The organism is Campylobacter majalis (assembly GCF_905120465.1).
Taxonomy (GTDB): domain Bacteria; phylum Campylobacterota; class Campylobacteria; order Campylobacterales; family Campylobacteraceae; genus Campylobacter_A; species Campylobacter_A majalis.
This window is the reverse complement of the sequence record NZ_CAJHOF010000001.1, coordinates 106,544-118,669: the sequence shown is the minus strand read 5'-3', so window position 1 is coordinate 118,669 and position 12,126 is coordinate 106,544. Positions and strand designations below refer to the sequence as shown.

Annotated in this window: 12 protein-coding genes; 4 read left to right on the top strand and 8 right to left on the bottom strand. The window is 34.3% G+C overall.

Features of this window, described 5'->3' with window-relative positions; genetic code table 11:
* Positions 1–6: 6 nt before the first annotated feature.
* The 4 genes from aroC to LQU93_RS00580 are packed head-to-tail and all read right to left on the bottom strand — an operon-like array spanning position 7 to position 3,243.
* On the bottom strand, positions 7–1,107 hold the full coding sequence (gene aroC / locus LQU93_RS00595) for a chorismate synthase (RefSeq protein WP_229931944.1): 1,101 nt from the start codon (positions 1,105–1,107) through the stop codon (positions 7–9).
* 40 nt (positions 1,108–1,147) lie between these two features.
* Positions 1,148–1,816: a ribonuclease III gene (gene rnc / locus LQU93_RS00590; RefSeq protein ID WP_229931943.1), complete on the bottom strand. Its 669-nt coding sequence runs from the start codon at positions 1,814–1,816 to the stop codon at positions 1,148–1,150.
* Complete coding sequence (gene rnhA, locus LQU93_RS00585; protein WP_229931942.1) at positions 1,809–2,240, bottom strand: ribonuclease HI; 432 nt, start codon at positions 2,238–2,240, stop codon at positions 1,809–1,811. Before rnhA ends, rnc begins: the two co-directional genes overlap by 8 nt.
* On the bottom strand, positions 2,218–3,243 hold the full coding sequence (locus LQU93_RS00580; protein WP_229931941.1) for a hypothetical protein: 1,026 nt from the start codon (positions 3,241–3,243) through the stop codon (positions 2,218–2,220). The genes rnhA and LQU93_RS00580 overlap by 23 nt, the downstream gene beginning before the upstream one ends.
* 60 nt (positions 3,244–3,303) lie before the next feature.
* Here LQU93_RS00580 and dnaG point away from each other — a divergent pair, with 60 nt between their 5' ends.
* Both dnaG and LQU93_RS00570 read left to right on the top strand, forming a co-directional pair.
* Positions 3,304–4,941 (top strand): DNA primase, encoded by a 1,638-nt coding sequence (gene dnaG / locus LQU93_RS00575; RefSeq protein ID WP_229931940.1) that lies wholly within the window; start codon positions 3,304–3,306, stop codon positions 4,939–4,941.
* Positions 4,942–4,977: 36 nt separating this feature from the next.
* Positions 4,978–5,958, top strand: coding sequence for an argininosuccinate synthase domain-containing protein (locus LQU93_RS00570; protein WP_229931939.1), 981 nt, complete (start codon positions 4,978–4,980; stop codon positions 5,956–5,958).
* 86 nt (positions 5,959–6,044) lie between these two features.
* On the opposite strand, the gene LQU93_RS00565 is transcribed toward LQU93_RS00570, so the two are convergent.
* Genes LQU93_RS00565 through LQU93_RS00550 form a run of 4 tightly spaced genes read right to left on the bottom strand, consistent with a single transcriptional unit; the run spans position 6,045 to position 8,936 of the window.
* The gene (locus LQU93_RS00565; protein WP_229931938.1) at positions 6,045–6,437 is read right to left on the bottom strand and encodes a hypothetical protein; all 393 of its coding nucleotides are present in this window, start codon (positions 6,435–6,437) and stop codon (positions 6,045–6,047) included.
* A gap of 8 nt (positions 6,438–6,445) precedes the next feature.
* Entirely contained in the window at positions 6,446–7,018 is a 573-nt protein-coding gene (gene recR, locus LQU93_RS00560; protein ID WP_229931937.1) for a recombination mediator RecR, read from the bottom strand.
* Between the two features lie 8 nt (positions 7,019–7,026).
* Positions 7,027–8,268: an ArsS family sensor histidine kinase gene (locus LQU93_RS00555; RefSeq protein WP_229931936.1), complete on the bottom strand. Its 1,242-nt coding sequence runs from the start codon at positions 8,266–8,268 to the stop codon at positions 7,027–7,029.
* On the bottom strand, positions 8,265–8,936 hold the full coding sequence (locus LQU93_RS00550; protein WP_229931935.1) for a response regulator transcription factor: 672 nt from the start codon (positions 8,934–8,936) through the stop codon (positions 8,265–8,267). Before LQU93_RS00550 ends, LQU93_RS00555 begins: the two co-directional genes overlap by 4 nt.
* A gap of 108 nt (positions 8,937–9,044) precedes the next feature.
* Here LQU93_RS00550 and LQU93_RS00545 point away from each other — a divergent pair, with 108 nt between their 5' ends.
* Both LQU93_RS00545 and LQU93_RS00540 read left to right on the top strand, forming a co-directional pair.
* Positions 9,045–10,634 (top strand): ABC-F family ATP-binding cassette domain-containing protein, encoded by a 1,590-nt coding sequence (locus LQU93_RS00545; RefSeq protein WP_229931934.1) that lies wholly within the window; start codon positions 9,045–9,047, stop codon positions 10,632–10,634.
* The gene (locus tag LQU93_RS00540; protein ID WP_229931933.1) at positions 10,634–12,070 is read left to right on the top strand and encodes a potassium/proton antiporter; all 1,437 of its coding nucleotides are present in this window, start codon (positions 10,634–10,636) and stop codon (positions 12,068–12,070) included. The genes LQU93_RS00545 and LQU93_RS00540 overlap by 1 nt, the downstream gene beginning before the upstream one ends.
* Positions 12,071–12,126 lie beyond the last annotated feature (56 nt).

Here is a 12,126-nt window from a genome sequence, read left to right as displayed (position 1 = left end):
TAATGCTTAGTTGTAAATTTTCTTAAGGTTATTTATGTTTGAACTGGCATTTAAAAGCAGCATATCAGCAATGACTAGCCTAATCATAGCATTTGCTACAACGCAGCCTCTTATGCCTATACAAGGATCGTGTCTGCCACGAAGCTCAAAATCAATCTTATCGCCATTTAAATTTATGGTTTGCTGTGATTTAAAAATAGAAGGCGTTGGCTTAAAATGCGTTTTTAACACTATATCGTCTGAATTACTTATGCCGCCAAGTATTCCACCTGAATTATTGCTTAAAAACTCTACGTTTTTAATTAAATTTTTAGATGAGTTTTTTATGGCAATTTGATCGTTGTTTTGGCTGCCTTTTAGGCGACTTGCATTTGTGCCTTGTCCTATCTCGACCGCTTTAACACCGTTTATTCCCATGAGTGCCTCGGCAAATGCGGCATCTAGTTTATTATAAAGTCCTTCTCCAAGTCCAGCCATAACGCCACTTGCGACACTTACCACGCAAGCTCCTATGCTGTCATGCTCATCTCTTGTTTTCATAATAAGCTCTTTCATAGCGTCTTCGTTGCCAAGCGAAAATATCTCAGATTTATTTGCTAAGTCCCAATCAAGCACATCGCCACTACTGATATCGCCTACGCTAAAAACTCCACTATTAACACTAATATTAAACTCATTAAGCAACATTTGTGCAAATGCTCCAGCTGCCACACGCACAGCGCTTTCTCTTGCTGAACTACGCCCACCTCCACGATGATCGCGTATGCCATACTTTGCAAAATATGTAAAATCAGCATGACCTGGACGGAAAATTTCTCTTAAATTATCATAATCGTTTGATTTTTGATTTGAGTTAAAAATAGCAAAACCGATCGGTGTGCCAGTGCTTACACCCTCAAATACTCCACTAAAAATTTCAATCTTGTCTGCTTCGTTTCTTGCTGTTGAGTATTTATTTCGTCCAGGACGACGTTTGTCAAGCTCAGATTGTAAAAACTTAGTATCAATACGCACACCACAAGGCATACCATCTAACACTGCACCTACTGCTACGCCGTGACTTTCACCAAATGTTGTTAATCTTAATCTTGTGCCAAAAGTATTCAAATTTATTCCTTAAAATTTAAAGCATATTTTAAATAAACCCTTATTTAATCTTTTCAATCGCTATTTTTGCGGCTAGTTGTTGGGCTTGTTTTTTAGAATTTCCAATTGCTCTTGAAATTTCAATATCATTTATCACTAAAACAATTTCAAATTCTTTTTTGTGATCTGGTCCAAAGCTCCTTAAAAGCTCATATTTTGGTGTCACACCAAGTTTGGCTTGAGTGATTTCTTGAAGTGCTGTTTTATAGTCTTTTACTAAACTTGTTGCGTCTATTTTTGGATGACAGGCTTTTAGTATCCTGATGGCTATTTTTTGCACCATTTCAAGTCCGGCTTCTAAGTATATTGCACCCATTATCGCTTCAAACGCATCGCTTAATATGCTAGGCTTATCTCTGCCTCCATTGTTTTCTTCTGATGCAGATAGGTATATAAATTTTCCAAGATTTAGCATTCTTGCCATATCTGCAAAGCTTTTTTCATTTACCAAAGCAGCACGCAATTTGCTCATATCACCTTCATTTTTTTGTGAAAATTCTTTAAATAAATACTCTCCAACAACAAGATCCATGACCGCATCGCCCAAAAATTCCAATCTCTCGTTATTGTAATCTACTTTTGAACTTTTATGCGTTAGTGCTTCTTTTAGTTTTTGAATATCTTTAAACTCGTATTGTAAAATTTTCTCTAATTGTTTTAACTCACTCATGTTTTTCCTTGATTTTCATTGCCTCTTTGCGTGCCATCTCATCACACTCTTCATTTTGTGGGTGTCCGTTATGAGCCTTGACCCATACAGCCTTTACGTTATGAACACCAGATATTTGAATATACTCCTTCCATAACGGTATATTTTTTACATTTTTAAAATTTTTACGTATCCACCCATCAAGCCACTCATTTATCGAGTTTGCAACATAAGAGCTATCTGTATATAGCATAACATTGCACGGCTCTTTTAAAGCCTTTAAACCCTCTATAACAGCTCTTAACTCCATTTGATTGTTTGTAGTATTTGCCTCGCCACCGCTTTGTTTTTTAACTGCCTTGTTATATTCTAAAATATACGCCCATCCGCCAGGACCTGGATTGTTTAGGCATGAACCATCACTAAAAAGGCATACTGTTTTCAAATGACTTTTCCGTAACATGTGGTAAAATTTTAACACTTCCTAACTCATGACAAATAGGACATCTGTAAAAATGCATAGGAAAAGACCCCTTGCATTTATCGCACACGTAACTAAAACTAAGCTCAGCCTTGTTAAATCCTGATTTGTTTAAGCTGTGAATTACATTTACTTCAAAAATTTCACTTTGTTTGTCGCTTTGTATTAATCCCTTTGCGTTAGCTAATGCATTATATGCATCATTGTTTAAATTTATAGGGCGAGTCTCGTGATAGATTATATCTATGACATCGCTTAATGGCGGAAAATCAACAAAATCATCTAAACTCATGCCATTTTTTAACCACAACTGCATAGCCATGCGTTTTAAAAGTTTAAAATTTTTACTCTCTTGCAAAATAATTTGTGTTTTTTCGTCTATACTTAGTTCTTTATTGTTTATGGCGATATTTGCATTTATATATGCTCGTGCTGATGTCACGTCACTACCAAGTGCTTCAAGTGAGTTAAGCGTATCAAGTGCCTCGTTGTATCTTTTTAGTTTTTCATATATCATTGTTAAAAATCGTAAAGCAATAGTATTTCTAGGGCTTAATTCCACGGCTTGTAAAAACACTTCTGCACTATTTTGCAAAAAACCAGCTTTAAAATACACTACTCCAAGTTCGGTTAAGACAATTTCTTTTTCGGCTTTTGTTTTGGCTTTTGATAGAGTGATTAGATAAATGCTTATGGCTTTTTCAAAATCACCATTTTTGGCAAATGTTTTGCCTAAAAAACAAAGAGTTGAGATCTCAAGCTCCAGCCCTTTTAAAAGCTCTTTGTGTTCTGAGCTTAATGAGTTTGAATTATCAAATTTTTTGATAAATTTTTCTATTCTACGTTTTTCATCCTTGGTTCTAAAAAGCCCCCAAGCATAGCTAAAAAACGCAACTATAAAAATAATACCAAACAGCACAATAAGCCCAAAAATAGGGTCTCTATGACCTATAAAAAATATATCCATTTCAAACTCTTTGTAAATTTTAAAGCACAATTATAGCTAAACGATTGTATAATCTTGCTTATGATAGAACAAAAAAGTATTGATAGATTGTTAGAACAAACAGATATAGTTGATGTTATAAGTAATTATGTTCAGATAAAAAAATCAGGCTCAAACTACAAGTGTTTATGCCCTTTTCATGATGATAAGACTCCAAGTATGAGTATTAGCCCATCAAAGCAGATATATCATTGTTTTTCATGTAAGGCTGGTGGAAATGCTATAAAATTTATAATGGAATTTGAAAAAATAACTTATCCAGAAGCAATTGAAAAATTAGCAAGTTTGCAAAATTTTACACTCTCATATACACAAAATCATCAAAATTTTAAGGAAAATAAGCAAATTTTAGAAAATTTAAATGCATTTTATCGCTCAAGATTACCGCAAAATCAAGAAGCGATGAGTTATTTATTTTCGCGTGGATTTACACCACAATTAATACAAAATTTTGAGATAGGCTATGCACCAGATAGTCAAGCTACTATTAGGGCATTGCAAAATGATAAAATAGAGCCAAAAGAAGCACTAGAAGTTGGCGTGGTAAAACAAAATGAAAAAGGCATATATGCGAGTTTTATTCATAGAATTACTTTTCCAATATACTCTCATACATCGCGTTTGGTTGGGTTTGGTGGTCGCACGATTACAGGGCATGAGGCAAAATATGTAAATAGTCCGCAAAGTGAAATTTTTGATAAATCAAAGCTACTTTATGGCTATCACTTAGCCAAAAAATCAATAGCCAAAAAACGACAAATTATCATAGTTGAAGGCTATTTGGATGTTATTATGCTACATAAAGCTGGTTTTGATAATGCTGTTGCAGTTTTAGGAACAGCACTAACACAAAAACATTTGCCACTACTAAAACGCGATGATATAAGCGTGGTATTGTGTTTTGATGGGGATGATGCTGGTATAAATGCTGCAACAAAATCAAGTCATTTGCTAGCATTAAATAACATTGATGCTAGTGTGGTTATTATACAAGGTGGTGCAGATCCAGCCGATATGGTTATGCAAGGACGCATAGAGTATTTAGATGAGTTATTTAAAAATGGCGTAGAAATAGGCGAGTTTTACATACGTCAAATTGCAAAAAAATATGATCTTACTCGTCCTTTGCAAAAGCAAAAATGTCTTGATGAAATTTTAAATTTTACAAATAATTTAAGCACTGTAATTAGTAGCTCTTATATACCTTTAGTCTCAAGATTAATAGGATATAATGTAAAAAGCTTAGGTGGCAAGATAGAAAATACAACCGCAATCAACAAAACAAATAATAAAATATATGAAAATTTCAAAAAAGAGATAAAAAATAGCAAGGATATCTTGGAAATATCTATCTTAAAAACGTTTAAGAGTAAAAAATATACTGAAATTTTAAGCGAAATAGATGATGCGAAGTTTTTTAAATTTCATTGTGATATTTACATGGATTTAAAAAATAATAGCGATATGATTGAGTTAGAATTTTATGAGAACATAAAAGAGATAAGCAGTGAAGATGATGCAAAAAATGCAGTAAGGTTGATAAAACTAAAATACTACGAAAATAAAAAAAACGAGCTTAAAGCCTCTCAGGATGCAGATATATTTGATAAAATGACAAAAATTAATCAAATAATACTTAAGCTTAAAAGCAAAACTTAAATATCAAAAATAATTTAACATAAAAAAAGGAGCAAAATGAAAGCATTGGCACTATTTAGTGGTGGTCTTGATAGTATGCTATCAATGAAAATAATAAGCGATCAAGGTATTGAAGTTGTCGCATTATATATGGATACTGGATTTGGTATGGAGCCTGAAAAATTTGAGATATTAACTCGCAGGGCAAAGATAGCTGGTGCAACACTAAAAGTAGTGGATGTTAAAAATAAATATTTACGCGAGGTTTTATTTAATCCAAAATATGGCTATGGAAAGCAATTTAATCCATGTGTTGATTGTCACGGATATATGTTTAGGGTTGCACTTGATATGCTTAAAGAAGAAAGTGCGGATTTTATTATCACTGGCGAGGTGTTAGGGCAGCGTCCTATGAGCCAACGAAAAGAAGCACTAAATCAAGTAAGAAAACTAGCAAAAGATGAAGAAGATCTTATAGTAAGACCGATGTGTGCAAAGCTATTAGAGCCAACAAAACCGGAGCGTGAAGGCTGGATAGATAGACAGCGGCTGCTAAATATAAGCGGACGTGACAGAAAACCTCAGCTTAATATGGCAAAAGAATTTGGCTGGGATGATTATGCTACGCCAGGCGGGGGTTGTCTTCTTACAATTGAGAGTTTTGCTGTAAAGATAAAAGATTATTTAAAATATGACTCAGATATGCAAGATATAGATGTGACATGGCTTAAGCTTGGACGCCATTTGCGACTAAAAAATGGTGCAAAAATGATAATAGGCAGAGATGAAGCAGACAACATCGCACTTTTAAATAATCAAAATGATAAATTTTACAAAATAGAGTTTGGCGATATAGTTGGTGCGGTAAGCTTTATAGATAAAAATGCAAACGAAGAGGATTTAGAGTTTGCTGCATCTTTGGCACTTGCTTATACAAAAGCAGATAAAAATACCACGATAAACGTAAGCATAAACGAAAAAGATTTTGAGGTAAAACCATTTGATAAGATAGTGGCTCAGGAATTTTTAATAAGATAAGTTGGCGAGCACACACTCGCCAAATAAAAAGGAGTTCTTGTTTTGATTGCTTGTTGAAATTATATATCAAAATGGTAAATCAACGGCTAATCAAAACTAATTTTTTCTTCTTTTGGTGTAATTATGTTTGATTTTATATTTTTTTTGCCATTTTTTACTATTTGTTGGCTATTTTTTGCCTCTTTTATAAGAAGCATACTTTGTATCTTGTTGTTTAAAAATGTTGCATACACTAAATCGCCTTTATGATAATAAAACTTAGGACTACAAAATTTTATATTTTCCAACTTTGCATTTGATGTGTCGGTTGATACAATATGATAACAATAACCATCTAAATTATAGCTAAGCTCTGTTATAATGCCTTTAATGGCGGTTTTTATCGGTGGTTTTGTGATTTGATTAATCTTTGTTGGTGTTTTAGGCTCATAAAAGCAACCGCTAAATAAAATCGCAACTAAAATCAGTGTATATTTCATAAAATTCCTTAGGTCTTGGTTCGTGCTTCAAGTGCCTTTAAAAGTGAGAGCATATCAATATTTTCTAGACTTACGCCAGTTGGCACACCTTGAGCTATCTTGCTAAATCTAATGTTTTGTTTGTTTAATTTATCCTCAACAAACATCATAAGTGCATCAGAGTTTAGTCCTGGAGTAAAGGCAAATATTACCTCTTTTACGTCGTTTTCATCTATAAACAATGATAATTTATCAAGCAAATCGTCATTTAGTTCATCCAATACAAAATATCTACCGTTAAAAATTTTACTGCTTTCAAGCACAAGTATGTCTTTTGGGCTTTCCACAATGGCTAACAAATCACAATCACGCGTATCATCAGCACAAATATCACATATTTCATCTTCGCTTATATTGCCGCATTTATCACAACGCTTAATAAACCTTACTGCATCTTCTATGCATTGTGCAAGTTTAAGTCCACCAAAACTATCAGTTAAACTTACGTGATATGCATATCTGGTGGCAGATTTCTTTCCAACGCCAGGCAAACTCGCAAATGCTTCTACTAATTCATTAAATTTTTCTAAACTTTTTTTCATATAGATTGTTAATTTTTGTTTGTTATAATATCAAAACAATGATAGCCATCGATATACTCATATGCAAAACCAAATTTATGCATATCGCAAATTTGCTCTATGATATATAGTCCAAGCCCCATTCCACTGGATTTTTTGACACCATCATCGCCTCGTATAAAAGCTTGTTTGTAGTGTGATATATCATGTTGAAGTGCTTCGCCTTTATTTTTTATGCTGATTTTATCATCTTTACATACCAAAATAACCTTTTTATCATCGGCGTATTTTAAAGCATTGTCGATTAAATTTTTAATAGCCAAGCTAAAGAGTTGAAAATCAACCCTTAAAATTTTGTCATCAATAATCTCACATCTAACTCTATCATTAAAATTTTCAAGCATCAACATATCTATGACTTGTTCTAATATCAATGAAAAGTGGCACTCTTGATATTCTAATGAATAGCTTTTTGATAGCAGTTGTTCTATCTTGCCAAATTCATTTATGAGTAAGTCAAGTCTTTCAAACACGCTTATAAGTCTTGTTTTTTGAGTATCATTTGCAACCATTTCAGATACAATGCGGCCTTTGCCAATTGGGGTTTTAAGCTCGTGCATTATTGCACGCAAAAATAACTGACGAGAGCGTATTAGCTCACGTATTTTTTTAACGGCGTTATTAAATTCGCCAGCAACAACACCTATTTCATCATTTTGTTTAATGTTTGCTAACTGTATGTCAATGTTGCCACTTGCAAATTTTCGTATGCCCATGCTTAATTTTTTAAGAGGCATTAGACTACGCAAAACAGAAACATAAAGCCAAATCAAAAGAACAGTAAAGGCAAAAAACCCAACAAAAAACGGGTCATTTACATTTTTACTCTCATTGCTTTGAAGCATTATTTGAAAACTAGTATTTTTAATCTGCAAATAAAGTTCATTTTTATATACAATTGACTGCACTACGCCAAGCGGAGTTTGTCTAGCAAACAATATCTCTCCATCACTTACTATACTTGATATTAAATTATTATTTGAGACATATTCTAGTCCAAAATTTCTAAAATAATGACTTAGATCTTGTGGTGGGTTTGCTCTTTCATAGAGTGCAAGCAGATAATTTATCGCGTTTATTTGTCTATCTCGCACTTTATCTAATGCTCGTTCTTGCTCTATTTTGTAAAAAGTTATAATCAGGGCAAGAACTAGCGAAAATGCAATAGCAAATATAATGGTTATCTTTGTAGTGATAGAGTATCTTCTCATCCTAGAAGTTTATATCCTATGCCGCGCACCGAAAAGATATGTCTAGGTGATTTTGAGCTATCGCCTATCTTGGTTCTTAAGCGACCAATTATTACATCTAGACTTTTTGAATCTTTATCTTTTAAGCTTTTGCAGTTATAAACAAGCTGCTCACGAGAAACTGAAAAACTATGCTGCTTTATAAGATAAGTTAAAATTTCATACTCAGCTGGAGTTAAAGTTAAAGTTTCATTATTAAAATAAACTTCATGGCGTTTTTCGTCTATTTTAAACAAGCTATCAGATACTTCTTCTACGACTTCATGACTCTTTTTGTATCTGCGAATAAGGCTCATTATGCGTGCATACATCTCTTTTGGATCATAGGGTTTTGGCAGGTAGTCATCAGCTCCAAGGCTTAAACCAACAACCTTGTCACTTATGTCTGAACGAGCCGAACTTATTATGATAGGAACATCATATTTTTGACGAATTTCTTTACATACTTCAAGTCCATCAATGCCTGGTAATGTGAGATCTAATATAACTAAATCAAAATTTTTAACGCCAGCACTTAGCCCAAGATAAGGATCGTCAAAGCTAGTGACTTTTATGTTAAAACTCTCCAAATACTCAGATAAAATCTGAGCAAACTCAGTATCGTCTTCTATCATTAAAACATTAATCATAATACTCTCCTTGTTTTTTGTGTTTTAACTAATTATACACAAAAAAATTAAAAATTAAACAAATTTTTGGCAAAATAAAGGATTATCTAAAATAAAATAAGGACAAAGATGGTTGAGGTTAAAAATTTAACGCAAAGATTTGCTAGTAGTTTGCTTTTTGAAGATGTAAATTTAGTGCTAAAAAGAAACAATCGCTACGGACTAATAGGTGCAAATGGTGCTGGTAAATCAACGTTTTTAAAAATTTTAAGCGGCGAGATAGAAAGCAGTAGTGGCGAGATCGTAATTGAAAATGGACTAAAAGTAGGAGTTTTGGGGCAAGATCAGTTTGCATTTGAAAATTTCACGCTAAAAGATGCTGTTTTGTATGGAAATAAACGCTTATATGATGCTGTCAAAGAGAAAGAAAGGCTATATATGAGCGAAGAATTTACAGATGAGATAAACGACAGGCTAAGTGAGCTTGAAATAATAAGTGCTGAAGAAGATCCGACTTATGAGTATGAGACACGAATTGAGAAAATTTTAAGCTCACTTGGACTAAATAACTTTGACGCATTAATGAGCGAGGTTGAAAACTCGGACAAGGTAAAGGTGCTTTTGGCACAAGTTTTGTTTCCAAAGCCAGATGTGCTGTTTCTTGATGAGCCAACAAACAACCTAGACATCGACGCCATCGCGTGGTTAGAAAACGAGCTAAATCGCCACGAAGGCACGCTAGTAGTCATAAGCCACGACCGCCACTTTCTAAACCGCGTTTGCACACACATTTTAGATGTTGATTTTAAGAAAATTCGTGAGTTTTCAGGCAATTATGATGATTGGTACATGGCGGCAAATTTGATCGCAAAACAAAACGAAATGGAGCGTGATAAAAAGCTAAAAGAAAAAGAGGAGCTTGAGAAATTTATAGCTCGTTTTAGTGCAAATGCAAGTAAGGCACGTCAAGCTACAAGCCGTGCAAAACAGCTTGAAAAGCTAGACATCGCAGAGATCGCTGTATCATCAAGACGTGATCCTAGCATTTTATTTCGCACAAACCGCGAGATAGGCAATGAGCTAATCGAGCTAAAAAATATCAGTAAAAAATTTGACGATAAGCTGATATTTGAAAATTTTAACTTCAAGCTAGAAAAAGGCGATAAGGTAGCCATCATCGGACACAACGGCGTTGGCAAGACAACACTTTGTAAAATAATTACAGGTGAATTAGCCCCAGATAACGGCAACGTGCATGTCGGAGCGACCATTGAGCTAGGTTATTTTGCGCAAGATACGGTAAATAAAATAGAGGGCGATTTAAAGCTGTATGAGTATCTGCAAGATGCGAAAAATAAGGATATTGACGAGATACGAAAGTGCCTTGGCAGGATGCTTTTTAGCGGTGCAGATCAAGAAAAGTCAGTTGGAGCGTTAAGCGGTGGAGAGAAGCACCGTGTTAGGCTATCGCAACTCATGCTTCACAAGCCAAATTTAATGGTAATGGACGAGCCAAACAACCACTTGGATTTAGAGGCTATCATTGCACTTGGCGAAGCGTTTTATAACTTTGCTGGCTCAGTTATTTGTGTTAGCCACGACAGAGAGCTAATAGATGCGTTTGCAAATAGAATTTTACACCTAAAAGGCAATGGTGAGATTGTTGATTATCGTGGTAGCTATGAAGAGTATCGTGCTAGTTTGGGTCTAGAAAACTAATGGAAAATTTTTTAATATTATTTGGCGGATTGCTTTTACTAAGCGTTTTGTTTGGTAAAATTTCCGACAAATACGGCATTCCAGCACTTTTGATATTTTTGTCAGTTGGGATGTTGGCTGGTAGCGATGGAGTGCTTGGCATAGCATTTGATAACAAACAAATCACGCAAAATATCGGCACTGTTGCACTGATATTTATACTATTTAGTGGCGGTCTTGATACGGTTTTAAAATCCATAAAACCAGTATTAATTGATGGATTTATCTTAGCTACACTTGGTGTTTTTATCACTGCTTTTGTGGTTGCTGCAGCATTAAATTTTATATATGGCTATCCGCTTATAGGCACACTTTTAGTTGGAGCGGTTATTGCTTCGACTGATGCCGCAGCGGTTTTTGCGATACTTCGCTCAAGCGGTATAAAGCTAAAAGAGCGTATAAATTCTCTTTTAGAGCTTGAGTCTGGCTCAAACGATCCAATGGCGATATTTTTAACAATTAGCGTAATTGAATTAATATCAACAAAAAATAGCTTTTCATTTGCTGCATGGCTTTATGATTTAATTTTTCAATTTGGCATAGGGACGATTTTTGGTATCACATTTGGACTGATGCTACCAGTGTTTTTAAACAAGCTTAGACTTGGATACTGGGGGCTTTATCCGGTATTTAGTATAGGTTTTGTTCTTATGCTTTATGCTATCACTGTCAAATGCGGTGGTAATGGCTTCATATCCGTTTATGTGGCTGGTATATTTGCAAACACAAAGGATTTTGTGCATAAGAAAAATTTGATCGGATTTCATGACGGAATAGCATGGATGATGCAGGTTGTGATATTTGTCACGCTTGGTTTGCTTGTAAATCCATCAGAGCTTCCAAATGTCGCATTTCAGGGCTTTGTGGTAGCACTTATACTTATGTTTATTGCTCGTCCAATTAGTGTTTTTGTGTGTCTTGCTTTATCAAAATATAACTTTAAAGAAAAGCTTTTTATATCGTGGGTTGGACTTAGGGGCGTTGTGCCAATAATACTTGCGACATATCCATTTGTAGCTGGAATAGAAAATTCTCAAATGATGTTTAATATAGTATTTTTTATGGTGTTGTTTTCAGTTTTGGTTCAGGGTATGTCACTGGCTAAGGTGGCGAAAATTTTAGGCGTCCAAAGCGATGAAGCAAAAACAGACATACAGCACGCAAGTCCGATATTTTCATCGCAGTTTAAAAAGCTTACTATTTCGCAAGGCTCACAAGTTATCGGCAAAAGCTTGGCCGAACTTGAACTGGATGAGAAATTTTTAATAGTTTTAGTAAATCGACTAGGAGAGATTTCAAAGCCAACTGGAGCGTTTGAGTTTAAAGAAAAAGATCTACTAATAGTGCTTTGCGATGATGATGAGTTATATAGAAAAACGATTAGTCAAAAGTTCTAAAGTTATTTGAAATTTTGCCGATATATAAAGATACTTTTGGAGATTTTAAAGGAGTA